The 26165-nt window shown below is 63.4% G+C and carries 23 protein-coding genes and 2 pseudogenes; 14 read left to right on the forward strand and 11 right to left on the reverse strand.

Features of this window, described 5'->3' with window-relative positions:
- Positions 1–63 precede the first annotated feature (63 nt).
- Entirely contained in the window at positions 64–1302 is a 1239-nt protein-coding gene (locus CHINAEXTREME_RS07805; RefSeq protein WP_029601517.1) for a PQQ-binding-like beta-propeller repeat protein, read from the forward strand.
- Positions 1303–1304: 2 nt separating this feature from the next.
- A complete protein-coding gene (locus tag CHINAEXTREME_RS07810; RefSeq protein ID WP_007140106.1) occupies positions 1305–2084 on the forward strand; it encodes a hypothetical protein in 780 nt (259 codons plus the stop codon).
- A 42-nt stretch (positions 2085–2126) separates the two neighbouring features.
- On the opposite strand, the gene CHINAEXTREME_RS07815 is transcribed toward CHINAEXTREME_RS07810, so the two are convergent.
- The gene (locus CHINAEXTREME_RS07815; RefSeq protein WP_007140105.1) at positions 2127–3155 is read right to left on the reverse strand and encodes a WD40/YVTN/BNR-like repeat-containing protein; all 1029 of its coding nucleotides are present in this window, start codon (positions 3153–3155) and stop codon (positions 2127–2129) included.
- Positions 3156–3335: 180 nt separating this feature from the next.
- On the opposite strand from CHINAEXTREME_RS07815, the gene CHINAEXTREME_RS07820 reads away from it, so the two are divergent.
- Together CHINAEXTREME_RS07820 and CHINAEXTREME_RS07825 are read left to right on the forward strand one after the other, a co-directional pair.
- Positions 3336–3509 carry a DUF1059 domain-containing protein gene (locus CHINAEXTREME_RS07820; RefSeq protein WP_007140104.1) on the forward strand — a complete coding sequence of 58 codons (174 nt, stop codon included), beginning with the start codon at positions 3336–3338 and terminating at the stop codon, positions 3507–3509.
- A 92-nt stretch (positions 3510–3601) separates the two neighbouring features.
- Entirely contained in the window at positions 3602–4423 is an 822-nt protein-coding gene (locus CHINAEXTREME_RS07825) for a helix-turn-helix transcriptional regulator (RefSeq protein WP_007140103.1), read from the forward strand.
- Between the two features lie 38 nt (positions 4424–4461).
- On the opposite strand, the gene CHINAEXTREME_RS07830 is transcribed toward CHINAEXTREME_RS07825, so the two are convergent.
- Positions 4462–4872, reverse strand: coding sequence for a hypothetical protein (locus tag CHINAEXTREME_RS07830; protein ID WP_007140102.1), 411 nt, complete (start codon positions 4870–4872; stop codon positions 4462–4464).
- 97 nt (positions 4873–4969) lie between these two features.
- Positions 4970–7939 (reverse strand): excinuclease ABC subunit UvrA, encoded by a 2970-nt coding sequence (gene uvrA, locus CHINAEXTREME_RS07835; RefSeq protein ID WP_007140101.1) that lies wholly within the window; start codon positions 7937–7939, stop codon positions 4970–4972.
- A 197-nt stretch (positions 7940–8136) separates the two neighbouring features.
- On the opposite strand from uvrA, the gene CHINAEXTREME_RS07840 reads away from it, so the two are divergent.
- Positions 8137–8760: a hypothetical protein gene (locus CHINAEXTREME_RS07840; RefSeq protein ID WP_007140100.1), complete on the forward strand. Its 624-nt coding sequence runs from the start codon at positions 8137–8139 to the stop codon at positions 8758–8760.
- A 6-nt stretch (positions 8761–8766) separates the two neighbouring features.
- Here CHINAEXTREME_RS07840 and CHINAEXTREME_RS22495 read toward each other — a convergent pair whose 3' ends face one another.
- Positions 8767–8877 carry a hypothetical protein gene (locus CHINAEXTREME_RS22495; protein ID WP_007140099.1) on the reverse strand — a complete coding sequence of 37 codons (111 nt, stop codon included), beginning with the start codon at positions 8875–8877 and terminating at the stop codon, positions 8767–8769.
- A gap of 196 nt (positions 8878–9073) precedes the next feature.
- Between CHINAEXTREME_RS22495 and CHINAEXTREME_RS22610 the strand changes: the two are divergent.
- A pseudogene (locus CHINAEXTREME_RS22610) lies at positions 9074–9966 on the forward strand (site-specific integrase); the annotation flags it as partial.
- Here the strand turns inward: CHINAEXTREME_RS22610 and CHINAEXTREME_RS21410 are convergent.
- Both CHINAEXTREME_RS21410 and CHINAEXTREME_RS22175 read right to left on the reverse strand, forming a co-directional pair.
- The gene (locus CHINAEXTREME_RS21410; protein WP_143095807.1) at positions 9963–10379 is read right to left on the reverse strand and encodes a hypothetical protein; all 417 of its coding nucleotides are present in this window, start codon (positions 10377–10379) and stop codon (positions 9963–9965) included. The pseudogene CHINAEXTREME_RS22610 and the gene CHINAEXTREME_RS21410 sit on opposite strands and share 4 nt — an antisense overlap.
- Before the next feature lie 67 nt (positions 10380–10446).
- A complete protein-coding gene (locus CHINAEXTREME_RS22175; protein ID WP_238593367.1) occupies positions 10447–11586 on the reverse strand; it encodes a hypothetical protein in 1140 nt (379 codons plus the stop codon).
- 179 nt (positions 11587–11765) lie between these two features.
- Between CHINAEXTREME_RS22175 and CHINAEXTREME_RS07865 the strand changes: the two are divergent.
- Positions 11766–13099 (forward strand): annotated as a pseudogene (locus CHINAEXTREME_RS07865) (IS4 family transposase).
- A gap of 204 nt (positions 13100–13303) precedes the next feature.
- Here the strand turns inward: CHINAEXTREME_RS07865 and CHINAEXTREME_RS21415 are convergent.
- Positions 13304–13996 carry a hypothetical protein gene (locus CHINAEXTREME_RS21415; RefSeq protein WP_152423878.1) on the reverse strand — a complete coding sequence of 231 codons (693 nt, stop codon included), beginning with the start codon at positions 13994–13996 and terminating at the stop codon, positions 13304–13306.
- A gap of 74 nt (positions 13997–14070) precedes the next feature.
- Positions 14071–14313 carry a helix-hairpin-helix domain-containing protein gene (locus tag CHINAEXTREME_RS07870; RefSeq protein ID WP_007140097.1) on the reverse strand — a complete coding sequence of 81 codons (243 nt, stop codon included), beginning with the start codon at positions 14311–14313 and terminating at the stop codon, positions 14071–14073.
- A gap of 112 nt (positions 14314–14425) precedes the next feature.
- Between CHINAEXTREME_RS07870 and CHINAEXTREME_RS21820 the strand changes: the two genes are divergently transcribed.
- Complete coding sequence (locus CHINAEXTREME_RS21820) at positions 14426–14575, forward strand: DUF7557 family protein (RefSeq protein ID WP_007140096.1); 150 nt, start codon at positions 14426–14428, stop codon at positions 14573–14575.
- A 6-nt stretch (positions 14576–14581) separates the two neighbouring features.
- Positions 14582–15283, forward strand: coding sequence for a triose-phosphate isomerase (locus CHINAEXTREME_RS07875; protein WP_007140095.1), 702 nt, complete (start codon positions 14582–14584; stop codon positions 15281–15283).
- Positions 15284–15308: 25 nt separating this feature from the next.
- On the opposite strand, the gene nrfD is transcribed toward CHINAEXTREME_RS07875, so the two are convergent.
- Positions 15309–16643, reverse strand: a complete 1335-nt coding sequence (gene nrfD, locus CHINAEXTREME_RS07880) for an NrfD/PsrC family molybdoenzyme membrane anchor subunit (RefSeq protein WP_007140094.1) — start codon at positions 16641–16643, stop codon at positions 15309–15311.
- A gap of 169 nt (positions 16644–16812) precedes the next feature.
- Between nrfD and CHINAEXTREME_RS07885 the strand changes: the two genes are divergently transcribed.
- Both CHINAEXTREME_RS07885 and cutA read left to right on the forward strand, forming a co-directional pair.
- Positions 16813–17235 carry a universal stress protein gene (locus CHINAEXTREME_RS07885; RefSeq protein ID WP_007140093.1) on the forward strand — a complete coding sequence of 141 codons (423 nt, stop codon included), beginning with the start codon at positions 16813–16815 and terminating at the stop codon, positions 17233–17235.
- 97 nt (positions 17236–17332) lie between these two features.
- A complete protein-coding gene (gene cutA / locus CHINAEXTREME_RS07890; RefSeq protein ID WP_007140092.1) occupies positions 17333–17662 on the forward strand; it encodes a divalent-cation tolerance protein CutA in 330 nt (109 codons plus the stop codon).
- Between the two features lie 170 nt (positions 17663–17832).
- Here the strand turns inward: cutA and CHINAEXTREME_RS07895 are convergent, their stop codons facing one another.
- Positions 17833–19068 carry an NAD(P)/FAD-dependent oxidoreductase gene (locus tag CHINAEXTREME_RS07895; RefSeq protein ID WP_007140091.1) on the reverse strand — a complete coding sequence of 412 codons (1236 nt, stop codon included), beginning with the start codon at positions 19066–19068 and terminating at the stop codon, positions 17833–17835.
- 175 nt (positions 19069–19243) lie between these two features.
- On the opposite strand from CHINAEXTREME_RS07895, the gene CHINAEXTREME_RS07900 reads away from it, so the two are divergent.
- Positions 19244–19846: a DUF6149 family protein gene (locus tag CHINAEXTREME_RS07900; protein ID WP_007140090.1), complete on the forward strand. Its 603-nt coding sequence runs from the start codon at positions 19244–19246 to the stop codon at positions 19844–19846.
- Here CHINAEXTREME_RS07900 and CHINAEXTREME_RS07905 read toward each other — a convergent pair.
- Positions 19843–21210: an ABC transporter substrate-binding protein gene (locus CHINAEXTREME_RS07905; protein WP_007140089.1), complete on the reverse strand. Its 1368-nt coding sequence runs from the start codon at positions 21208–21210 to the stop codon at positions 19843–19845. The two genes, CHINAEXTREME_RS07900 and CHINAEXTREME_RS07905, sit on opposite strands and share 4 nt — an antisense overlap.
- Before the next feature lie 248 nt (positions 21211–21458).
- On the opposite strand from CHINAEXTREME_RS07905, the gene CHINAEXTREME_RS07910 reads away from it, so the two are divergent.
- Together CHINAEXTREME_RS07910 and CHINAEXTREME_RS07915 are read left to right on the forward strand one after the other, a co-directional pair.
- The gene (locus tag CHINAEXTREME_RS07910; RefSeq protein ID WP_029601520.1) at positions 21459–24110 is read left to right on the forward strand and encodes a methyl-accepting chemotaxis protein; all 2652 of its coding nucleotides are present in this window, start codon (positions 21459–21461) and stop codon (positions 24108–24110) included.
- Between the two features lie 386 nt (positions 24111–24496).
- Complete coding sequence (locus tag CHINAEXTREME_RS07915) at positions 24497–25765, forward strand: ABC transporter substrate-binding protein (protein WP_029601521.1); 1269 nt, start codon at positions 24497–24499, stop codon at positions 25763–25765.
- Positions 25766–26165: the final 400 nt, after the last annotated feature.

A 26165-nucleotide genomic window follows, 5' to 3' on the forward strand; every position in this document is an offset into this window, starting at 1 on the left:
TTCGGTCGGCAGGCCGGCAAATGATGAAAGCATTTACACGACCGTTCCGAGAGGATCGAACCGATGCCCTCCAGACGCCGCGTGCTCGCCGGCGGTACCCTCGGACTCGCGGGGGTCGTCGGCGGCGTTCGATTCCTCGAGCGGCCAGTACCGCTCGACTCCGGAGCCAACTCCGCCTTCGACTGGCCGATGGCCCGATACGATCCCGCGGGGACCGGCTACAATCCAGCCGCTTCGGGTCCGAGAGACGACGTCGAGATCGTATGGCAGCAAGATACGGAGACGCCCATGTACGGACAGACGCCGCCGATTCTCGTCGGAGGGACGCTGTACGTGATCGACCGCCAGTCCCTCGTTGCCTTCGATCGCGACACCGGCGAGATCCGGTTCACGCGGGACGGCCAGTACTGGTCGACGCCGGCTCGAGCCGCCGCGAGGGCCTACCGAAGCGACACGCTCGTCGTCAGCGGCCGGGCCGGACTGCTCGGATTGAGCGCGGGCGGCGGCTACGAGGTCGGGGATCGGTCGATCGGCACCGAGCGCTGGCACAGTCACGGCCGAGAGACCCAGCGCTGGTCCAGTTCGACGCCCCGTGAACCGTCGCCCGTCACTGTCGATGAGACGGCGTATGCGGTCGTCCCGGACACTGATCGCGTCGTCGCCGTGGACGCGAGCAGCGGCCGCGTCCGGTGGGAGCGAACGATCGGCGACCCGCGGTCGATCGGCACGAACCGACCGGCGGTCCGCGACGGCACAGTCTACGTCTCGAGTCGCCCCGGTGACGTGGTCGCCGTCGACGCCGAGACGGGCGAAACGCGCTGGAGCGTCAGGCCCGAACCCCACGCGGACAGCGCGTTGCAATACCGCAACTTCCGCCCACCGACGGTGACAGACGTAGGGATCGTCGTTCCCGAACAGAAGGGCGTCGTCCTGCTCGATCCGAGCGACGGCCGTCTCCGCTGGGAGTACGTCCACGGAGGGAACGCCACCGACGGCAGCGCCGCCGTCGCCGACGGAACGGTGTTCGTCACCGACGGCGCGGGGTCGCTGCACGCGATCGACCTCGAGAGCGGCGAACGGGAGTGGACCGCCGACTACGGTCCCGACACGGACCCGGTCGTGGCCGACGGCGTCGTCTACCTCGGCTACCAGGTCTCCGAACTGGTCGCGATCGACGCCGAGACGGGCGACCGACGGTGGACCTACAAGGGAGCCACGTACTTCACGCAGCCGATCGTCGGCGACGGCACGCTGTACGTTCTCACCGACGACGGACTGTTGGCGCTCGAGGAGGCGACCTGACCGTGTCACACTCACACGACCGAATCGACGGAGGCGACCGGCGAGAGTTGTCCGTCGACGTCGTCCTCTCGATGGCCGTCGGTCGGCTCCGGACGATTCCCGAAGTGTTCGTTCCGTTCGTCGTCGCGGGAATCGTTCTCACCGTCGTCGACGCGCTCCGACGATACGATCCCGTCCCTACTCTCGAGCGGGACGTTGCCCGGGAGAACGGCCTCTCGATCGACCTCGCGTACGCTGGCTATCCGACCGGCGTAGCAGGGACGAAGACGCCGCTCGAGTCGCTGGTTGGCCTCCACCCGGAGTATCTCACCTGGGGGCTCGCGCTGTATCTGCTTTCCCTGCTGGTGGTCGTCCTCGCGGGCGTCGTCACGATGGCCCGTGCGATGGATCGCGACGTAGGACTCGCGACTGTGGGTTCCGTCTTCGGGTACGTCCTCGCCGTCGACTTCCTCCAGCGGGGGCTCGGATCGATCGACGCGCTCCAGGGAATGGGCCTGTGGGGACTGCCGCTACTGGTGTTGTATCTCGCCGTCGCCGTCCGGCTCTTCGTCGTTCCGGGCCTGCTCGTTGCGGGCCGCGGTCCGAAGCGAGCGTTGCTAGAGAGTGTCCGCCGAACGCGTGGCCACGGCTGGACGGTCTTCGGCGTGATCCTCGTCGTCGGCCTCACCGGATGGGCGCTCGGGAGTCTTCCCGGTGGGACGTTCGCGACGACGGCCGTCCTGGCGCCCGTCCACGCCGTCGCGGTCGTCGTCCTGCTCGAGCACTCGACCGTCGTCGACTGACGCGATCGCATTGCTCGAGTGACCCGTCTCCGTTCGATCACGTTACGACCGGAGAGTCACGATCCCGCGCGGCGTCTGTGCCGCGAATTCCTCGTTCCACTCGATCCCCACGCGATCCCATCCGTCGCCGAAGTCGTCGGTGACGAACAGGCCTCGGTTGGTCACGGCGTAGACGACGCCGGGCCGACCGAGGGTATCGAACACCGCCCGGACGACGCCCTCGCCGGTCGGCAGGCCCCGATCCTCGAGTCGCTCCCACGGCCCGCCGTCTGCTTTGCGGTAGACGTACGACTCCGCCGACTCGGCAGTGTGCGCGCGTGAAGCGCCGCTCGCGCTCGAGACGAGGACGCGATCCGGGTCGCCGGGGTCGGGGACGACGCTCCAGCAATAGGTGTGCTCGAGTCCTCGCTCGGGCTGTCTCCAGCGTTCGCCGCCGTCGTCGCTCTCGGCGTAACCATCACCGGCGGCCGCGTAGATCCGTCCCTCGCGGTCGGGGTGGGTCGCGAGCGAGTGATTGTCCCGGCGCGATCCCTCGGGCCGTTCGTGCCACGTCTCTCCGCCGTCCTCGGTGTAGACGAACGCGCCGGCCTCAATCCCCGCGTAGAGCCGGTCGGGATCGAACGGGTCCACCTCGAGCCAGCGGACGTGGTGGGTGTGGGGCCGCGGCGGGAAGTACCACTCCTCGGCGGAGGGAAGGTCGACGATCCCCTCGAGGTGGGTCCAGGAGTCGCCGCCGTCCGCGCTGCGGTAGACGCGGCTGGGTTCGGTCCCGGCGTAGACGACGTCGGGGTCGTGCGGGCTCACGGCCAGCGACATCACGGCGTCGCTGACGAAATCGGCCCCAGTCTCGAGGCGTTCGAAGGTGTCGCCGCCGTCCGTGCTCCGGTGGAGGCCGTCGCTGAAGGTACCGACGAAGACCCGCTCCGGTGCGTCCGCCGACGCGGCGACACACTCGAGCGTGTGGCCCTCGAGGCGCGTCACGGTCGTCCAGTCGCTCGGAACGGGGTCGTGATCCCCGACGGCACGACAGACGAGCAGGCGGTCCCGAAGTGCTGCGTACGCTGTCGCCATGGTCGACGTACGTGGCCCTCGTACAAACGAGGTGTGCTGGCGGCGACCCCCCGTGGCTCTCGGCAACCCGCCGACTCGACAGCCGGCGTGCAGTGCGTGCTAGCCCTGTCACCCTCTGCCGTTCCGGCAGGAGGGAGCTCTCTTATCTCCGAGCGCCTGCTCCCCTCTGGGGGACCAGCCATGCCACAAGCACACCGACTCGACTGCGAGACGGAAGCCGCCGACTGTCGATTCATCGTCCAATCGGAGGACGAATCCGAGGCCATCGAACTGGCGAGAAACCACATGAAGGAGGTGCACGGCCAGGAGCTCACCGACGACGACCTCCGACACGAGCACATGGAGACCGTCTGATCGGCGGGAACCGACCCCAATTCGTTCTTCGCGACGGGACCGTCCGGCTCGAGCGACTGAATAGTTATATCCGCGCTGGGAGTAGTCCCCCTATGTGCCCTGCTATCAAGAGCCGTGTCTCTACAGGGTCGGCTATCGACGACGTCGCGTACCTCGTCCGTTCGGAGCATCGGGTCCCGATTCTCGTCGCACTCGCGGCCCGGCCGCGGAGTCGGGCGGACCTGCGCGAACTGACCGGCGCCTCGTCGTCGACGGTCCGGCGCACGCTCCGCGCGTTCGAGGATCGTACCTGGATTCGGAGAACCGGGAACCGCTACGAGGCGACGCAACTGGGGACGCTCGTCGCGACTGCGATGGAGGAACTGATCGACCGCCTCGAGACGGAACGGGCGCTCCGCGACGTCTGGCATCTGCTCCCGGACGAGGAACGGGGGTTCACGATCGAGATGTGTGCCGACGCGACGGTAACCGTCGCCGAGCCGACCGATCCCTACGCACCGGTGAACCGGTTCGAGTCGCTGCTCCAGGAGACGTCGGCGTTCCGGTTCGTCGGCTCCGACCTCGCCCTGTTCGAGCCGTGCAAGGACGTCTTTCGCCGCCGGATCGTCGGCGGGATGGAGACGGAGGTCGTCGATCCGCCGGACGTGGCCAGGTACATCCTCGAGACCTACCCCGACTACTGTTCGGCGCTGTTCGAGAGCGGCAACCTCACGCTGCTGGTCCACGACGAGTTGCCGCCCTATGGCATCGGGATCTTCGACGATCGGATCGCCGTCGGCTGCTACGAGCGGACCAGCGGCACGGTTCGAGTGTTGCTCGATACCGACGATCCGGCGGCCCGCGAGTGGGCTGAGTCTGTCTACGGGGCCGCCAGGCGCGAGGCGCGGCCGCTGATGGCCGAACCGGCGAAGTAAGCCCGTTGCGGCCCGCCGACTGCGAGGGTCCCGTCCGCTCACTCCACGACGAACGCTTCTTCGTCCAACCCGACGCCACCCAGTAGACACTCGAGCGCGGCCAGCGCGAGCAACAGCGCGGCGAACAACGCGAGCGCCGCCTGAGCCAGCCCGAAGATGCTGGAGGCGGTGAACAGTCGCCCGAACCCGAGCGTGCTCGAGCCGATCGAGAGCATCGCTAGCCCGACCGCCGCGACGCGCGGCCAGCCGACCGTCACGACGCCCAGCGGAAGCTGCTCGAGACGACCGGCCGCGAGCAGCGCCGCCCCGCTGACGACGAGCCACGCGAACGGGATCACCTCCGTCGGGGCCGTCGGCGTGCCGACCGCGAGGACCAGCAGGCCCGCTATCGCTATCGACACCGCACCGCCGCCGGCGAGTCGGCGACGGACGCTCTCCTTGCGAGTCACGGTGGCTCCGTTTCGCGGCCCGGTGGGTAACGGTTCGGGTTTCCGCGCGAAAATAGACGATCGGCTCGCCGGAGTATCAGACGGACTGCCGTCCGTCTCAGTCGTCGTCGGTCGGGGGCGACGCCGTCACCGGCTCGACGCGCTCGCCGCGTGGCCCCTCGAGGTCGACGTCGGGCAACAGGTCCCGGAGGTACTGGCCCGTGTAGGAGTCCTCGAGGCGGGCCACTTCCTCGGGCGTGCCGGTCGCGACGACCTGGCCGCCGTTCTCGCCGCCTTCGGGGCCGAGGTCGATGATGTGGTCGGCGTTTTTTACGAGGTCGAGTTCGTGCTCGATGACGACGACGGTGTTCCCGTTGTCGGTCAGCCGGTGGAGCACGTCGATCAACTTGCGCTCGTCCTCGCTGTGCAGCCCGGTAGTCGGCTCGTCGAGCAGGTACAGCGTGTCGCCGGTGTCCCGCTTGCCGAGTTCCTCGGCGAGTTTGATCCGCTGGGCCTCCCCGCCCGAGAGGGTGGTGGAGGGCTGGCCGAGCTTCATGTAATCGAGGCCGACGTCTTTCAGCAGTTTGAGGCGGCGGCGGATCTGGCTCGAGGACTCGAAGAACTCGTAGGCCTCCTCGACGGACATCTCGAGGACGTCCGCGATGGTCTTGCCCTTGTAGGTGACGTCGAGCGTGGCGTCGTTGTAGCGGGCCCCGTCACACTCCTCACAGGGGACGTACACGTCGCTCAGGAAGTTCATCTCGATTTTCACCGTGCCCTGCCCGCCACACTCCTCGCAGCGGCCGCCCTTGACGTTGAACGAGAACCGGCCCTTCTCGTAGCCGCGCTGTTTGGCGAGTTTGGTCTCGGCGAACAGTTCGCGGATGTAGTCGAAGACGCCGGTGTACGTCGCCGGGTTCGAGCGGGGCGTGCGGCCGATCGGCGACTGGTCGATCAGGCGGACCGTCTCGACCTCGTCGAGTCCCTCGAGGGCGTCGTGGTCGCCCGGGATGACCGACGTGTTGTCGTTCATCTCCCGGGCGAGACCCTTGTACAGCACCTCGTGCATCAGGGTGGACTTCCCGGAGCCGGAGACGCCGGTGATCGCCGTGAAACAGCCCAGGGGGATGTCCACGTCCAGGTCGTCGAGGTTGTGCTGGCGGGCGCCGAGGATCGTCAGCGCACCCTCCGGGTCGCGACGCTCCTCGGGAACCGGGATCTGCTTGCGCCCGGAGAGGTAGTCACCGGTGATCGACTCCTCGCACTGCTTGACTTCTTCGACCGGGCCGTTGACGACGACTTCGCCGCCGCGTTTCCCGGGGCCGGGACCCATGTCGATGACGTTGTCCGCCCGGCGCATCGTCTCCTCGTCGTGCTCGACGACGAGCAGGGTGTTGCCCAGGTCACGAAGCTCCTCGAGCGTGTCAAGCAGACGGTCGTTGTCCCGCTGGTGGAGCCCGATGGAGGGCTCGTCGAGCACGTACAGCACCCCCACGAGTCCGGAGCCGATCTGGGTCGCCAGACGGATGCGCTGGCTCTCCCCGCCCGACAGCGTCGAGGCCTCCCGATCGAGGGTGAGGTACTCGAGGCCGACCTCGACCATGAAGCCGAGTCGCGCCCGGATCTCTTTGAGGATCTCCTCGGCGATGACCTTCTCGCGTTCGGTGAGGTCTGCCTCCATCGACTCGAAGTGGTCCAGGGCGTCGCCGATGCTCATCGAGTTGATCTCCGTGATGGCGGTGTCATCGACCAGCACGGCGCGGGAGGCGGGCTTGAGACGGGTGCCGTCACAGGCCGGACACTCCGTCACGGACATGTAATCCTCGATGTGCTCGCGGGTCGAGTCCGAGTCGGTCTCGACGTACCGGCGCTCGAGGTTCGGGATGACGCCCTCGAAGCGCTTCTTCTTGCGACGGGTCCCGTTCTTGGTGTTTCGCATGAACAGCACCTGGTCGCTGGTGCCGTAGAGGAACGCGTCCTGAACCTCCTCCTCGAGTTCCTCGAACGGCGTCGACAGCGGGACGTCGAAGTGCTCGGCGACGGCGTCGAGCCGCGTCTGGTAGTACGAGCGGTTGTAACTCCAGGGCTCGAAGACCTCCTTCAGCGGCTTGGACTCGTCCTGGATGACGAGGTCCTCGTCGATCTCCTTGGTCTCGCCCAGCCCCTCACACTCCGGACAGGCACCGTGGGGCGAGTTGAAGGAGAACGAGCGGGTCTCGATCTCGGGGACGTCGATGCCACAGTGCGTGCAGGCGAGGTCCTTCGAGAACTCGACGACGAAGCGGTCGTCCTCCTCGCTCTCGTCGCCCAGCGCGCCCGTCCGTCGGGCCTCCTCGCCGAGGTCCTCGGCGGCGTCTTCCGGCGGGTCCGGGAGGATGAGCTTCAGGACGCCCTCGGCCTCGTCAAGCGCCGTCTCGACGCTGTCGACGATTCGGGGCCGCGCCTCGGTCGAGACCTTGACGCGGTCGACGATGACGTCGACGGTGTGGTCGAAGTTCTCGTCCAGGTCGGGGTCGTCGAGAGTCAGATCGTACTCCTCGCCGTCGATCTCGACGCGGGAGTACCCCTCCGACACCAGTTCCTCGAACAGGTCCTCGAACGCCCCCTTCTGGTCGCGAACGACGGGCGCGGCGAGTTTCGCCTTCGTCCCCTCGGGCAACTCGAGGATGCGCTCGACCATGTTCTGGGCCGACTGCTCGCCAACTTCGCGACCGCACTCGGGACAGTGAGGGGTACCGACGCGGGCGTAGAGGAGACGGAGATAGTCGTGCAGTTCCGTCACCGTCCCGACGGTCGAGCGGGGGTTGTTCGCGGCGTTCTTCTGGTCGATCGAGATCGCCGGAGAGAGACCCTCGACGGTCTCGACCTGGGGCTTGTCCATCTGGCCCAGGAAGTTCCGGGCGTACGCCGAGAGGCTCTCGATGTACCTTCGCTGGCCCTCGGCGTAGACGGTCTCGAACGCCAGCGAGGACTTGCCCGATCCCGAGAGACCGGTGACGACGGTCAGTTCCTCCCGGGGGATCTCGACGTCGAGGTCCTTGAGGTTGTGCTCCTCCGCACCTCGTACTTCGATGTACTCCTTGCTCATGTTTCGGCGACGAGTGGGGATGGCTCGATCGTCCGACGCGGTGCTCGATTCATCGTCTGCAGTCAGTGGTCGGAGGGACTTAACGGGTCTGAAAGCCCAACACCATGCTGTGTGCTAGCAATTTAATGGCGGATAGCTAACCGCTCGAGGGATCGACCGGACCAAAGTGTCTTCGGACGGAAGCACCAACGGGACGTATGGACGACGACGGGGACGCAGCTCCCGATCACGATCCCGATTCGGACGCCGACGTCGACGCCGATGCCTCCGACGCTACGAGCGACGAGACCGACTCGAACCCCTCGCTCTCGGTCGACGAACTCGTCGACTACTGTCACACCCAGGCCGGCCTCCTCTCCGGACGGGTCGATACGATGGCCACCGAAGCCGACGCCCTGCTCGACGAGATCGACGAACGGACCGCGGAGATCCGATCCCGCCTCGAGGACCTGCCGGACGACGTCGAGGCGACCGAGCGCCCGCCGTCGACGACCGCGCCAGCCAGCGGCGAGAGCGACGTCGACCTCGAGGCCATCGAGGCACTCCAGGACGAACTCGAGGAAAAACAGCTGCTCGCCGAGGCCAAGCACACGCGGATGCAGGCGTTCCAGGAACTGGCGGCCGACTACACCGAACTCGCGGCCGATCTGGCGACAGACGTCGAGTCGGGCCGGGATGCGATCCGGCGCGTCGTCGAGTTCGAGGCCGACAACGACGCGCCCGCGTACTTCGAGGAGCAGGACCGGACGACGCTGCTCGAGATGGCGGCCGAGGCGGACGATACGGACGGCGACGCCTCGACCGACGACGGAACCGAGTAACCGCCGCTACCACGCCGGCGACAGCGCCTCGAGGACCCGGTCGACCTCCTCGCGGGTGTTGAACGCGTGCAGCGAGACCCGGATCGCCTCGGGGGTCGGGAGCGACCGGACGACCACGTCCGACTCGGCGACCCGATCGACGGTCCGCTCGGGTTCGTCGACCGCGACGGTGACCAGTCCCGACTCGAACTCCCGCGGACTCGCCAGGTTCTCGGCCGGCGCTCGGAACTCGTGGTCCTCGAGCGCCTCCCGTGCGGCGTTGACGACAGGACGGGGACTCGGTCCGCCCGCACCCCAGTTGCAGTAGGTTGTCGACTCGAAACGCTATCGGCTCGGCACCTACGTCCGGCTGTACGACGACGTCCACGCGACCGGCACGATCGTCGACCGCGTGATGGCCGAGGCCAACCAGTACGACGTACTCCGGCGGGTCGAAGCCGTCTGTGACGAACTCGAGCACGACCTCGAGAGCTACCAGTCGATGCTGCGGTACCTCAGCGACGTCCGCCAGTTCTACGACCATCTCGTCACCCGCCACGGCGCGGCGTTCAACCCGGCCGAGAACGTCGACCATGCGGAAATCTGGGACCCGACGAACCGGACAACCCGATACTCACCAGCGAGCAAGTCAGCGAGCTGTACGCGCCCGCCGAGACGCCAGCCGAACGCGTACTCGTCCTCGCGGTGTGTGCATGGGACCTGCGGCGCAACGAGGTCGCGTCGTTGCACGACTCACCGTTCGAACGCGACGGCGACGATCCACATATCACGTTCGACGAGCGCAAGAACGGGCCGGGCACGGTCGCGCTGATTTATAGGGGAGAGGCGTTGTCGGAGCGGATCGATCAACTCGAGCGTCGCGAGGAGTGGTCGGGCTATCTGTTCCCCTCGCGGCAGTCCACAACCGGCCATATCACGGGTGGCACCGTCCAGGCGCGGTTCAAACGACTGGCCGAACAGGTAAACGTCCGGGTATACGGGGAGGAACCGACCTCGAAGATGGGCCGGCGGTTCTGGTACACGATGTACAACCAGGCGATGAACGACCTGCTCAAGAATCTCGACGTGATCGCTGCTGAACGGGGGAGTAGCGATCCGTCTGTGGTCCTGAAAAACTACCTCTCGGAGTACGAACGCCGAGAGTATCGACGCGAGTTCATGCGGAAACGGCTTGTAGAGGTGTTCGCATGGACTGATCGAATTTAACACTCAGAATAGGTATGTGAATCAGAAAACATTGTACTCTCTGGTTCAATCCGAAATATCGGACTGATACAGGGTTCTTCTTCTGAAATATGCTCGGAAATATTCATTTCCCGTGTAGTGGTTAACTCTTCAATAGTAACCTCCACAGTGTACGTTCCTGGTTCGTGAGGCGGAATCTCTACGCCTTCTCTAATATTTGGAGGAATGTGTGTCTCTTCATTATATACTGTTTCATCGTTGTGGATCCGTACAGTTGCAGTGTACTCCTCGTTAGTATTATTATCAATATCGACCTGATCCACTATACCAAGGGTGTCTTGGTTTGAAAATTCAGTACAACCAGCAAGTCCTCCTATCAAAACTACTGCAACGGATATCACCTGACGCCTGAAGGGCATATATGGATTACTCATCTAAATCTATGTGTTACTCCACATCAATTTATTAAATTCCTGGAGTGAAATACCCTTGGATACTCAATTAGTTACCAGACAACAGTTCATGAGCATCCTGGGCAAGTTCCATAAGGGCTTGGGCAGTTCGGTAGTGCACGTATGACCTCTTACGATAGTGATCTGTCCCGTAAATATCAAAATCACGAAGGCATTGGTTCCCTTCGCCCAATTCCATCTTCGCAACATTCAGAATTGGTAGAGCAATCAGTGACTCTGCACTACTTGCCATTTGATTGAATTCATCCGTAGTGAGTTCCTGCTCTACAGTTAGTGTATCTCGATCTTTTGCGTTCAGATCGTCTGAAGCCACTAGCGCCGAGGCGTCAATATAGGTCCGTGCATAAAGCAAGTCCAGCAATGCTAAACCGATGTATTCCTGCTCGTATCTCTCCCTTGCTCGCTCGAAATATACTTCAGCGTTTTCAAGCACATAGCTGGCGTGATCACCGTCATGAGAGACACCACTCAGCCTCGTCGAGATGGCCTTAGAGAAGCGTTCATACTGATCTCGAATGTTGGACTCATAGTCAGATCCATTGTGGTCAGCAGAGTCAACCGCTTCCTGGAAGATTTTCGCGTCATGCAGGTTGCCACGGGCGAATTCAAGTCCCGATTCAGCATACATCGCTCGTGTTTCGTTATCCAAATTATTATTTTCTAATATTTTTGGGACTTGGTTGGACCACGTCTGGGAAGAAATTAAACTCCGCTCAATCTCTGAAGCTTTTGCAAGCGCTTCAGGAAGCGATTCTCCAGTATAAGCGAGTCGGGATTGATGTGAATCAATCTTATCTTTTAGTGATTCTGTATGTTGGGGGAGTCGTTCTCTGTCTAGTTCATCGGCGCGAGCTCTCTGCTGTGCGATACTTCCTGCAGCAAGCGCTGCAGCCGAACGATATGCAACTAGGCGCCTAAATGGATCATCTAACTTTTCAGCAATATCAACATTTGCTTTGGCTTGCTCACCAAACTCACTCGATTCAACTGTAGATATTTCTGCTGCTTGAGATTGGGCATGTTCGATGTGAGAATCTGTAATATCGATTGCAAGATCTAGTGCATCAACTTCACAGCATTGGCTCTCTTCAGGTGTAATTCCTCCCGGTGGTTCATCAAACTCACAATCGCTGGAATCTGAGCGGTAGTAACAAAAAGCAGATATCATTCGGAGTTGGTGTTCTGACTCATTTTCGAACGTCGTTTGACCGCTTGATAAGTAGTAGTACCCGCGTTCGACTTCTCTATTAGCACCCCATTCGTTCTAGTTTAGCCATTCGTTCTAGTTTAGCAGAGTGTAGCGCCGTCTGACTAGATATCGTTGTGACTACCAGTCAGAGAAATCCGGTGGATAGTGTGACCTACTCCCCACCGGATTCAGTGATTGTTGATCGGATTCAAAGAGCGTTTCCCTCCGATGAGTTGCGCGAGCGCGCTCGCGCAACGAATCTCGTAGAGCGTGAACGGAAATTCGACGCTGTTGCGCTGTTCTACACGCTTTCACTCGGCTTCGCTGCTGGATCAGACCGATCTATTCAGGCCTTTCTCGAACGATTCGTCGAGATGGCTGACTGTGACGAACTCTCCTATGCAACCTTCCACGGGTGGTTCTCTCCACCGTTCGTTGCACTCCTTCGAGAGATTCTCGATGACGCCATCGAGAATCTCGATACCAGAAGTGCCGACCTTAGCGGACGTCTCGAACGGTTTCGAGACGTCCTCATCGTCGATGGGAGCATTGTGTCTCTCTATCAAGATGCTGCAGATGTGTACGCTGCAACCGGTGACGATCAGGCTGGTCTGAAACTTCACCTAACAGAATCACTCTCAACTGGCCTTCCGGCACGGTACCAGACAACTGACGCTAAAACCCAAGAACGGAGCCAGCTACCCACCGGCGAGTGGGTAGCTGGCGCACTTATCCTGCTTGATCTCGGCTTCTACGACTTCTGGTTGTTCGACCGCATTGACCAGAATAACGGCTGGTTCGTCTCCCGTGTGAAGGACGACGCAAACTTCGAGATCGTCGAAGAGCTCCGGACGTGGCGGGGCAACAGTATCCCGCTCGAAGGAGAGTCGCTGCAGGACGTCCTTGACGACCTGCAGCGACAGGAAATCGATGTTCGCATTACCCTCTCGTTCGAGCGAAAGCGAGGGTCGTCCACCAGCCCGCCCCGAACGTTCCGGTTGGTTGGTGTTTGGAACGAGGACACTGAGGAGTACCACCTCTATCTGACGAATCTCTCGAAAGACGACTATAGCGCGCCCGATATCGCACAGCTCTATCGGGCGCGCTGGGAGATCGAATTGCTATTCAAGGAACTGAAATCGCGCTTCGGACTTGACGAGATCAACACGACCGATCCGTACATCATCGAGGCGCTGGTCATCATGGCCGCGATCTCACTGCTGATGAGCCGTGTTATCGTCGATGAACTCCAGAAACTAGACAGAAACAACAGGAAAGCGCCGACGACGCCGCAGCGTCGTCGCCGCAACTCCCTCGTCGGCGATGTTCTCACGCTGTCGAACGCCACGCACACCTGATCCAGTTGTATGTGATGCTCGATTTAGGGTACGAACTCCCGGATTTAGATGAGTTGTTGTTATGGGCGTCACGTGATCCAAATCCGCATCGTCCGAGATTACGTGATCAGGTTAAGTCAGGCGAGTTCTGGTAACGAACTCGCCTGACGACCGGGGAACCCCCTGTCTCAATAGCGGCAGCTCTGGAACGGCGACGCACTCACAGCCGTGAGTGCGCCGCCTCAAAGGTATCACACGACGAATCCGTGACTGCCTGTTCCAGCGACCCACTCTCCTGAGCCAGTCCACTCCAATTTGGTATAGTCTCTGCTGAGATCCTGCTTCACCCCGTCGCTAAACTAGAACAGATGATTAGCACCCACATGGTGCCATCCTGACTCTGGAGTACCCATTACATCCCATTTCCAGTCAACAGATCGCGTCGTACTAGATTCGTCATCAATTGCTGGTGTCGGATCGTCAAATGAGATATCGACTGTTGTTCGGTCAATCTTAGTCTTTTTGTCGTCCTCATCCTCAACCCCCATAAGACCTGTTGGGGATGGAATTGGGAATGGAGCACTATCGGTAGCAATAGCCCAGACTGCATCAAATGCCCATTCTGCATATTCGGAGGGGAAGTCGTCGTCATCTTCATCACCTTTGTACAGATGCACTGTTTCAAGAACGAGCTCTGACGGCGCACTACCCGTTTGCTCAATGGTTACTCGACTATTGTCACACCCTGAAAACCAGACATCACCCGTCCACGTATTGCTATCACTACTATCATCAGATGCATTAACCCATGACCCAGCTTGCCAGGTTGAGGGTGACGTAGCAGGATTCTCTAAGTCTCTCTGCTCTACATAGTCAATGGCACCACTATTTGTTATTGTTTTCTCATCGAATTCATCACTGTGGTGATCGACACTGTAGTCCATTTCGTTTCGCTCATCACTAGCAGTAACTGGAGTACTCGCAAATGGAGTGAGTAATCCTGCAGCTGCAAGCAGCTTCATCGTCCTCCGTCGGGAAAGGTTAGTTCCCATAGTCCGAATGTCACACCGATAAAAATATATTTTTCTTATAATTTCTAGTAGTTTCTAATGACTATTATTATTGGTTATGTGTTATAGATGCTGTGGATTAGGAATGTAACCTTTAGCACGGGTAGGGGGACGGACTCGAGGCGGTCCCAACCGGTCCCGCGCAAGTCGGCGAGCGAGTCGTACTCGCGGGCGATCGCCTTCGAGGTCGCCGGCCCGACGCCGGAGACATCCTCGATGACGGCCCGAATCCGGTCGTTGCGGTCGTCCAGGTGGAACTCGAGCGCGGGAATCGTCTCACGGATCTCGATCGGATCCATACCACGGGGTACGCTCGAGACCGTAGTGTTCGTTTGGGTCGCGGAGTCGACGCAATTGCGCCCCCGAGCTATATGCCCTCCCGGAGCGACGGTACGCCCGAGGAGAACGCCCATGATAAACACGCTCGAGATCGACGACGACCTCATGGACCGTATCGAAAGCCACCGCGACGAGGGCCAGTCCCCCGAGGAGTTCGTCGCCGAACTGGTCGCGATGTACGAGACGGAAGGAACCTTCCTCCAGGAGGGCTACTCCGAGTAGCGCCGCATGGGGCTGTCGTATCCGCTCTTTCTCGTCAACCTCAAGACCGCCGAGGGGACCGCCGGCGACGACGGCCTCGCGGTCGCCGAAACCATAGACCGGGTCGCGTCCGAGACCGGTCGCCGGTTCGCCCTCGCACCCCAGCTCCCCGACCTCGCGCGGGTCGCCGAGCGGACCGACCTGCCGGTCGTCGCCCAGCGCGCCGTCCGGCGGGAGGAAGCGGGGATCGGCGAGGTCACCTGTGAGGCCGTCGCCGCAGCGGGGGCCGACGGCGTCTTCGTCACCCACCCCGGCAACCGGCTTCCCTTCTCCGCCGTGGGTCCGACCCTCGAGCGCTGTGCGGAACTGAACCTCGAGTCGATCGTCTGGGTCGAGAGTCTCGAGGCGGCCCGCGCTGCGCTCGCGCTCGAGCCGGGGCCCGACTGTCTGCTCTTCGAGCAGCCCGACGACATCGCCGCCGAGGAGGGAACGGTCCGGAGCCGTCCCGAGCGAATCGCGGCGTTCGTCGAAGCGGTCGACGGGATCGCCCCGGAGACGGCAGTGTTCGTCGGCGGCGGGGTCAGGACGGCCGACGACGTGGCTCGGGCGTTCGACTGTGGCGTCGACGCAACCGGTGCGGCTTCGGCCGCAGTCGAGGCGCTCGAGTCCGGCGACCTGGGGCCGTGGCTGCGGTCGATCGCGGAGGCCGTCCCTGCTCGGCTCGAGTGAGCGCGCAAAAAGCGGTGGAAAGACCTCAGTCGTGGCTTCCTTCCTCGCTCCGTTCGGCCCGCAGGTGCTCGATCGCGTGGAGTTCGACCACCGGCACGACCTTCGCGATCGAGAGGAAAAACAGCGCGACCATCCCGATCGTTCCCGTGATCGACGAGAGTTCGATCAGGCTCGGCACGTACGTCCCCGGGGTCGCGCCGTAGATCTCGAAGGCCGGGTGGAGGAAGCCCTCGACGACGAACAGTACCTTCTCGGTGAGCGTCGCGGACAGGATCGCGACTGCACAGAGGAGGGCGCGACCCTTGGTGAATAGCGTCGGACGGATCGTTTGCGCGAAGATGTACCCCAGGACGACCAGTACCAGACTCATCGAAATGAGATAGCCGATTTCCTCGAGGGTCGCGTGCCAGGCGGCCTCGAGTTCGACGGGCGGGAAGAACGTGCCCGTGGTGACCTGCTGGAGTTGCAGCCAGAGGAACAGCAGGGAGAAGAAGCCGAGCCACAGCGTCAGCCCACGGAAGATGTCGTCGGTGATGATGTGCTCCCAGTCGTACGCACGCCGGAAGCCGTACGAGAGGATGATCACGCCGCTGATCGCGGAGGTGAGCGCGATAGTGAGGAACTGCGGCCCCTGGACGCCGCCGAACCAGCGCGGATAGGTCGGCAGCACGGCGAACAGCCACGGAATGACGCCGCCGTGGAGCAACAGGGGAGCCATGATGATGATCGCGAGTGCGAGCCACCAGACCATCCGCTGAACGATCTCGTCTTCCTTCTCGGTGTAGCCGATCGTCATGATGCTGTAGATCGGGCCGAAGTGATCCGGCAACTCGTCGCGCAACCGTGTGACGTCGTACCGCAGCGTCAACCCGAGGTACGTCGCGGTAAGCACGAAGTAGGCGGTGATGACCGTCACGTCCCACACCAGCGGCGAGTTGTGGACCGTGATGTGGTAGTGTCCGAGGACGCTGGTGACCATCCGGTCGGGCCGGCCCATGTGGACGATAATGTAGAAGCCAGCCGCGGACAGGCCGGCGAGCGTCAGCATCTCGGCCAGCCGAGCGACGGGCATGTACCGCTCCATTCCGAGCAGGCGCACCGCCGCTGAAAGGATGATCCCCCCGTGGGCGATGCCGACCCACCAGATGAACGCGCCGATGTAGATCCCCCAGGTGACGCCGCCGCCGGTCCCCCAGTCGGCCAGTCCGGTCACGACCAGCCCCTCCCAGAGCTGATAGGCCCATCCGACGAGGAAGACGAGCAAGGCGAGTCCGGCGATCGCGACCGCCGCGTAGTATTTCGTCGACGTGGTCTGGATCGGCCGTAGGATGTCCGCTTCTCGCGGCTCTTTGGTGCTCATGAGACGCGTTCGCAAACATACGTATCCGACCCCCATCGTTCCGGAGGTTGGCTTTGCAAGGCGTATTCCCTTCGGCGTCCGTCCGGCCCGATCGGGTCCCCGTTTCGTCCGGAAACCGTCGGCTGCGATCGTGCTCACACTCAAGTGTTGGCTCGCCGTACAGTCGCGTATGGACCTGCTCGTCGCGCTCGACGACTCCGAACCCGGCTGGGCCGCACTCGAGTACGCGCTCGAGGAACACCCGGAGGCCGACATCACGGTAACCCACGTCGTCGACCTCTCGGAGAGCGGCTACGGCGAGTTCGCACACCTCGGGTCGGACGCCATGGCGGAGAGACGTCGCGAGCGGGCCGAAGAGCTGTTCGAGGAGGCCCGAGAGCGGGCGACCGAGCGGGAGCCACCGGCCGAGATCGAAACGGAACTGCTCGAGGGGCCGCCGGCGACGGAGATCATCGAGGTGGCCGCGGAGCGCGGGGTCGACCGCGTCTTCGTGGGGAGCCACGGTCGGACGGGCGTCTCCCGGATCCTGCTCGGGAGCGTGGCCGAGCGGATCGCGCGGCGTGCGCCGGTGCCGGTGACGATCGTCCGTTGAGAGCGGTATCGGAGGCCAGGAAGACTCGTGAGAGGCAGGGAGCTGACGGAAGCCGGTCGGATGGGGTTTTTTCGGAACGACACGCCTCGGTGGGGCTATGTCACACCTCGCAGTCAGTATCGGCGTTCCGGACGAGTCGGACGCTAACGAACTGTCGCGGTTACTCGTCGAAAACCGGCTCGCCGCGGGAACCCGGATCACGTCGGGCACGAGTCACTACCGGTGGGACGGAGAAGTCACCGAACGAACGTACTGGACGGTGACCGCGTTCACCCACTCGGCACAACTCTCCGCGCTGTACGAGTTCGTCGAAAATCGCCACGACGACGACCTGCCCGGGATCACCCGCACCGAAATCGACGCGGATGACGAGTATCTCCGCTGGATCCGAGAATCGGTTGGTTCTAGCGAGTCGCCCTCCGGGTAATCGAGATCGCCGATAGTCCTCCGTTTCCTCCGTCCGAGGATCCGAAAAACGATGCGCTCGAGGGAGACGGCCGACGGTAACGAGTGCCGAGAAGAAGGCCAATGCCTCGGATCGAAACAGGAGAATCGACGGGAAACGGACGGTGACGGACGATCCCGGGCCAGGACGGCTTACTGCTGGGCGGGTGCCAGTTCGTCCAGATCGACGGACTGCTCGAGCAGCACTTCGGCCTGGTCGGCGACCTCGCGCTGTTCGCGCATCAGCTGTTTGAACTTGCTCTGGGGCGAGAGGTCGCCGATGAGGACGCCGCCGACGATCTTGCCGTCCTTGAACGCGATGCGACGCCACTCGGTGTCGCTGTACTTGCGCTCGGCGTGTTCCTCGCCCAGCGTCGGGTGGCCGAACGAGAGGAACGGGAAGTCGAAGTGGGTGATCGAGTACGAGGAGACCCACTCGAAGACCTCTTCCTCGTCGTCTGCGGCCATGTTGACTGCGGCGACGCGACCCTGCTCCTTGGCCGAGCCCCAGGAGCCGTTCTGGGCGCGCTCGCCGAGCAGCACGTCGTGGAACCGGGTGATGTCGCCGGCCGCGTAGACGTCCTCGAGGTTGGTCTGCATGTACTCGTCGACGATGATCCCGCCGTCGCGCTCGATGCCGGTCCCGCGGAGGAACTCGGTGTTGAAGGTCAGACCGATCGCGACGCCGGCGAAGTCACACTCGTAGCGGTCGCCGTTCGGGTCGACGGCCGCAGTTACGTGGCCATCGTCGTCCGTTTCGAAGTGGTCGACGCCGCTGTCGAACACCGGCTCGACCCCCTTCTCGCGCAGCCCGTCGTGGATGATGTCCGCGCCGTCGCTCGTGAGCGCGTAGCGCCACCAGCGGTCGCCACGCATCAGGTACTTGCCCTCGACGCCCTGTGCGCCACAGACCGCCGCGAAGTCGATGCCCAGCAGGCCGGCACCGACGACGACGCCCTTGTCGGCTTTCTCGGCGCTTTCCTTGATCGCTCGAGCGTCCTGGAAGGTCCAGAAGTGGTGGATGCCCTCGGCGTCGCTGTTGTCGACGGGGAGCTGGGTCGGGGTGCCGCCGGTCGCGACCAGCAGCTTGTCGTAGTCGAACTCCTCGCCCTCGTGGGTGTGGACGACCTTCTCGTCGGTGTCGACCGAAGTGACGTAGGTGTTCAGCGAGAGGTCGATGTCCCGCTCTGCGTACCAGTCTTCCTCGTGAATCGAGATGGGGGCTTCGGGGAGTTTCCCTTTCGCGTGTTCTTTGATCAGAATCCGATTGTACAGTGCCTCCCCCTCATCGGTGATGACGGTAATCTCCGAATCCGGGTCTTCCTCCCGGAGGGTCTCGGCAGCCGAACTGCCCGAGATCCCGTCACCGATGATGACGTACTCTGTCATATCCGGACCGTTCGTAATGCGGGTTAAAGTGGGTTGCTATCTCGTTCATTTTGCTCGTTCAGCTGAACCGTCCGGACGTTTGTCGCGTAATACCCGAATATATTCCCACCATCATCCCCCGTTTACGGGGTCCGGGTCCGAACCGCTCTTTAGCGCCCCATCCATAGGACGGTGTATGAAACTCCAGCAGAACGTCCGTCACTTCGCGTCCCGCAAGGCCCTCGAGACGCCGGTCGTTCGCTCGGCAGCCAAGTCAGGGCTCGTTCGACTCCACACGCGAGTCTTCCTGGGGAAGGCCGATCCGGAGCGTGCCGACGAGCGGAAGGACCACCTCGACGGCCTGTTCGACGCGACGGTCGACACCTACCTCCGGGCGCTCCAGGACGGCTACTCCGAGGCCGAGGCCCGCGAGATTACCCACATTCAGGCCAATTTCGACTTCTACAACCACGGCTGGACCGAGATGATGGAGTTCCCGGTCGACGAACTCGAGGCCCACTACGACCGGTACCGGGACTTCTTCGAGACGTGGGACGTCACGATCGACGACCCGCTTGGCCAGTTCGCGCCGCGGGACGGGCTGCCGCCGGCCCCGTCGACGCCGGAGAAACTCGAGGATCCCGAACACCCCCACGCGGAGGGCGGGTTCGCGGACGACGCCTACGTCGAGACCGAGGACGGCGAGCTCGTGGTCGGCGGCCGCGACGAACCCGACGAGGTGGACGTCTCGAAAGCGGTCGGCGTCGAGGACTCGTCGGAGAACGCTGCCGAAAACTAGGACCGCGCCTCCCGCAACCACGGCGGCGCCTCGTACTCCGCCGTCGCCAACTCCTCCGGCCAGATGACCTCCTGGACGCCAACCCCGGCGGCGTTCTCCTGCCACTGGAAGAACGGGAACTGTTCGGAGCCGTACTCGAGGTCGTGGGTGAACTCGTCGTCGGGGCCGTAGAACTCGAGGGTCCCGACGGTGCCGGTAAACGAGATGGACTCGAGTTCGTCGACCAGTTCCCCGTCGTCGAAGGTCCCGGCGTTTTCGACGGCCTCGGCGTATAGCATCACCGCGTCGTAGGTGTGATAGCCGGTGTAGACCGGGTTCGACTCGTACTCCTCCTGATAGCTATCGACGAACGGCTGGGTCTTCTCGGTGTTCCGGCTGCGGGCCGTCGCGCTGGTGTGGCCGATCCCGTACCGACAGGCGCCGTTGGTCTGTCGGTAGTAACTGGGCAACTGCATCGGGACGTGGATGCCGCCGAAGTCGAACGGTCGCGGTTCGGGCACCGTCCAGTCGAGCAGCGCGTCGGTTCCCGTGTGGGCGGTCGTGATCAATGCGACGTCCGCACCCGACTCCTGGACCTCGTCGTACAGTCCCGAGAAGTCGTCGGTCGCGGGCGGGTATCGCCGCTCTAGCGGAACCTCGACCCCGGTGTCCTCGAGGCGCTCCTTGTAGACGTCCCACGGCCCTTCGGTCCAGTCGTAGTCCTCGGCGAGGACGGCGACCGACTCCCAGCCGATCTCCGGGGCCATGTCCGCCAGGAAGTCGACGACGCCGCGCCCGAGGTCGCGGTCGTTGGTTGGTCCGACGCGGAAGTGGTACCTGTAGTCCTCGTACTGCCGACTGACCAGCCTGCTCGCGGCGGAGGTCGCCGCACCGGTCGTGAGGTGAAGCGTTTCCTGTTCGGCGACGTCGTCGAGGACGTTCAACAGCGCGGGGCTGTCGAAGATTCCGACCGTCACGTCCGCGTCGTCCTCGAGGACGAGTCGCTGGTACTGGCGGCGGGCCTCGAGCGGACTCGCGTTCGTGTCGCGAACGGCGAGTTCGACCTTGTGGCCGGCGATCCCGCCGGCGTCGTTGAGTTCGTCGACCGCGATCCGCGCCGAGCGGGCCATCGACCGGCCGACGAAGTCGCCGTCCGGGTCCGGCGCGAGCAGTCCGATCGTCACCCCGTCGTCTGCCGTCTCGCTGCCGACCACGGCGCTGTACGCTTCCGTACCCGCGTCGTCCAGACACCCTGCGGACGCGACCGCGAGCGCTCCCGCTGCGCCCTCGAGGAACCGACGCCGACGCCGGCCGGTCGCCGTGTCGTTTCGCTCCCCGTGCTTTCCGGTTGCCCCCTCTTCGAACCCGTGCTCCGATCCGGTCATCTCGACCAGTATTTCTGTTTATAATTCTTAATAGTTGCGGGAGTGACGTGATGATGTGGATTCACTTTCGTGGAGTCGGCCAGGAAATTGTGAAAGATAGTAACGATATATCGCCGATTCAAACAACGATATTTGTCCATTGACTGCGTCCAGTTTCCGATCGAAGGCCGATCGCGATGCCACCGGTTATCGGATCTGATAATAATACATCATAATTTATATGTCGTTGTACTCATGTGTCCGGTGGCATGGACTTCCCTCGAGGATTGGTACCGGCAGCCATCCGACGCAGGTACGCGGTCAAGTTCGGGATCGCGTTACTCGTACTCGGGCTGTCGGTGGGATTGATCGGGTTCGTGGCGACGGCCGGAATCACGCACGAGGTCGAAGAGCGGGTGCAGGACGACCACGCTGAGTTCGCCGGCCAGGAGGCACAGGGGCTGCAGATGTGGAACGAGCAGAACGAGCACACGATCGGGGTGATCGCCTGGTCCGGCGTCGTCGCCGCCGACGATCCGGCGGCGATCCAGGAACGGTTCCTCGACTGGGAGGAACACCTGGACGCCGATACCTTCGCGATCAGTTACGTCGACACCGACGAGGGAACCGTTCTCGCGAGCACCGACGACGACCTCCGCGAGGCGTCCGCCGACGAGATCGAGAACGTACCGGAGGTGGCCTACGAGAGCGCCACCGAACAGGTGCCCTGGGTCTCGAGTCCGTACGTGCTCGAGGGCGAACTCGGCGAAGAGACTGCGGTCATCACGTACGTCCTCTCGGTACCGGGACAGGACGACAGGGCGATCGTCTACACCGCCGACCTCGAGGCCTACGGGAGCCAGTTCCAGGACGACGAACGGACGACGACGGTCGTCGTCGACGGCGCGGATCGGATCATCCTCGACGACGCCGGCTATGGCGACGAGTACGAGACCCTCAACAGCGCCTACGACGGCGACGCCGGCCTCCTCGAGGCTGCACGGACGGAGGGGGCGAGCACGCAGGAGCTCGAAACCGCTCCGAGCGTCCTCGAGAGCTACGGATTCGAGGCCGACGAGTACGTCGCCAGCGCGGCCCGCGTCTCGGGCACGGACTGGGTCGTCGTCACCCACGAGCCGATCGAGGAGACCTACGGCTTCGTCGCAGCAGTCAACGAGTGGGGACTGATCGCGACCGCCGTCGGGGTCCTCCTGATCGGCGCGGTCGGGGCCGTCGTCGGACGGAACACGGCCTCGTCGATCGACAAACTGACCCGGAAAGCAGAACGGATGGAGGAAGGCGACCTCGACGTCGATCTCGAGACGAAACGGATCGACAACATCGGTCGGCTCTACGACGGGTTCGATTCGATGCGGGTCGCTCTGCGCGACCAGATCGAGGAGGCCGAGGCTGCCCGCGAGGAGGCAGAACGCGAACGCGAACGCGTCGAGCAGATCAACGCACGGCTCGAGGAGAAGGCCGACGAGTACAGCGACGTGATGGAGGCCGCCGCCGCCGGTGACCTGACCGCGCGGATGGACGTCGACGACGGCAACGCGGACGACGAGGCCATGGCCGAGATCGCGGCCGAGTTCAACGAGATGCTCGCCGAGATCGAGACCACGGTGGCCGAGGCCGAGCGGTTCGCCACCGCCGTCGCGACCGCCTCCGAGCAGGTCACGGCCTCGAGCGAGGAGGTCCGCTCGGCCTCCCGGCAGGTGACCGAGTCGATCCAGGAGATCTCCGACGGTGCGGAACGCCAGAACGAGGCGCTCCAGTCGGTCAACCAGGAAATGAGCGCCCTCTCGACGACGACCGAGGAGATCGCCGCCTCCTCGAACGAGGTCGCGGATCTCGCCGAACGGACCGCCGAAACGGGGGAAAGCGGACGCGAGGCGGCCCGAGACGCGGTCACGGCGATGGACGAGATCGAGGACGACGCCAAGGGAGCCGTGACGGAGATCCGTCGCCTCGAGGAGGAGGTCCAGCAGATCGACGAACTGATCGCAACCATCTCCGAGATCGCCCGGCAGACGAACATGCTGGCGCTGAACGCGAACATCGAAGCCTCCAGGTCGGCGTCCGGCGAGGACGACGAAGGGTTCGCGGCGGTCGCCCAGGAGGTCAAAGCGCTGTCCGAAAACGTCGCCGAGGCGGCCGACGAGGCCGAGAAACGCCTCGAGGCGATTCGTGACCGGACCGAACGCTCGGCCGCGGAGATCGAGGGGACGAGCGCGGAGATCGAAGACGCTAGCCGACGAGTCTCCGAGGCCGTCGAAGCACTCGAGGCGATCGCGAAGTTGGCCGACGAGACGAACGTCGGCGTCCAGGAGATCTCGGCGGCGACCCAGCAGCAGGCCGCGTCGACTCAGGAGGTCGTCGCGATGGTCGACGACGCGGCGACGATCTCCGAGGAGACGACTGCCGAGGCCGAAACCGTCGCGGCGGCGGCCGAGGAACAGACCTCCGCGCTGACCGAGGTTACCGAATCGGCCTCGAGTCTCTCGGAGCAAGCGGGGCGGCTCTCGGAGGCGCTCGACCGGTTCGAGACCGACGCCGAACCCGACGGTTCGGTCGCCGGTTCCACAGCGGGAGCTGACAACGGCGACGGATCGGTCGGTCTCGAGGGCATCGAAGATCCGGAGTCGGTGCGGGAACGTGAGGACGAACGGGTACAGGTGAACGACGCGGAGGACGGCGTCGGTTCCGATCCCCTCGAGGTCGTCGATGGGGCCGACGGCCGCATCGAGGACGATCCGGCAGGCGACGGCGCGGGTGTAGACGCGACCCAGGAGTCGACCGACGGCGGTGATGCCGACGCTGACACCGTCGACCGAGACGCCGACACGACCGAGCAATCGGACGACGATTCAACCGACGGCGAGGACGTGTTCACGTTCGGCGACGGATCGGACGGATGATACCTGCGAGCCGGTCGGAACCGGAACCGGAACCGGAACTGGGCGAGCGGGGCCGCCCGTTGACTTTCGTCGCCGGCCGCAGTTCGTGGGGATGCGTTCGCGGGGCGTGACGTCGCTGTCATCCGCGAACGACCTTCGTCGGTAGCGTTTCGCTTCCGACGGCGAAAACGACGCTCGGACTGCCGTCGAACACGTTTCTCGAAACGGCTGGCCTCGTATATCGTCCGCAAGTCGTTTTGGATCGGTTTCCCTTCTCCCGTCGAACGTTACCTGCTGTGTATATTGGTACAATATATCAACCGAATCATGGAGGGCTATTTTAACAACTCCAGAGTAGTCATATGAGATTCCATTAATATAATATATTGTTGGTGGGATCTGCAAACATGAACAGGGATTCAACCCGGCGGCGACTGCTCGCGGGGCTTGCCGGCCCCGCCGTCGCCGGCCTCGCAGGTTGTAACGATGTCGTCTCCGATGGCTCCGATGGCCTCGCTTCCTCCGGCACCGATCGATCCAGTACCGATCGAACGATCAAACTCGGCACCATGCTCCCCCTGAGCGGCCCACGAAGCGCCGTCGGGGAGGGAATCCGTGACGCCGCCGTTTTGCCGATCGAACAGGCTCGCGACGGCCTCGAGATTCCCCTCGAGATCGAGCACACGGCTGCCGACACGGAAAGCGACCCGGCGGCCGCGGCTCAGGCGGCCGCCTCGCTCGTGGACGACGGGTATCCGATGGTGACCGGTCCGCTGGACTCCGACATCGTCCTGCAGGCCACCCAGCAGGTGTTGATCCCCTACCAGACGGTCTGTTGTTCGCCCGGAGCGACTACTCCCACGCTCACTACGCTCAACGACGGCGGGTTCGTCTTCCGTACCGCTCTCTCGGACAACGTCCAGGGGACTGTCATGGCCGAGATCGCTACCGCCGAACTCGGCCACGACACCGCTGCCACCCTCTATGTCAACAACGACTACGGGTGGCAACTCAGCCAGGCGTTTAGCCGTGCCTTCCGCGACCGTGGAGGCACCGTCACCGACCAGATTCCCGTCGACGTCACCGCCGACTCCTACGCCGACGCGCTCGAACGCGCAGGCGAAGCCGACCTGGCGATTCCGGCGATCTACCCCGAGATGGCCCAGACGCTGTTTACCGACCTCGGGCCCTCTCCCGACCTCGACGTTCTCTGTACCGACGCCCTGCGGGAGCCCGACCTCTCCGATCAGGTCGACCACTCGCTGAACGGCATCAAAGGCACCGCACCGTTGATCGACGGGCCCGGAACCGAGACGTTCGTCGACCGCTACATTGCCGAGTACGACACCAAGCCCGGGCTGTTCGCGTACTACGCCTACGATGCCACCGCGGTGTTGCTGCTGGCCAACGCGTACGCCGGCCAGAACGACGGCCAGGCGATCCAGAGCGCGATCCACTCGGTGACCAGCCCCGGCGGCGAAACGATCACGCCGGAGACGATCGCCGACGGCATCACCCTCGCCGCACAGGGGTCGGCCGTCGAATACCGCGGCGTGGCCAACGATACCGGCTTCGACGACAACGGCGACCCGACCGAGACCACCTTCGAGTACTGGGAGTTCGACGACAGCGCCGACGGCGGCATCGCCGAACTCGACCGCATCGACCCCTATTAACAGACAATGTCACTCGCAACAACACTCGTCCCGTCGTTCATCCGGCGCAGTTACCTCGCCAAGTTCGTGCTCGCCATCCTGACTATCGTCCTCGTCATCGGCGTCGTCGGCGCTGGCAGCTACGTCGCCATCGACGATACCGTCCGGGCCGACGCCAACGCCCAACTCGAGACGACGGCGGAGATGCAAGCAGACGAAATCAGCACCTGGATGGAATCGATGTCCGTCCAGACACGCACCGCTTCGGCCTCACCCGTTCTTCAGGAGGGTAATCCCCAGGAGGTTCAGGGCCACCTCGTCGAAGAACAGGCCCGCATGGGCGTCAACGTTCGTGCGATCCACTACGTCGACACCGACGCAGACGAAATCGTCACCAGCACGACCGCCTCCTACCGCGACC

Source organism: Halobiforma lacisalsi AJ5 (genome assembly GCF_000226975.2).
GTDB classification, from domain to species: Archaea; Halobacteriota; Halobacteria; order Halobacteriales; family Natrialbaceae; genus Natronobacterium; species Natronobacterium lacisalsi.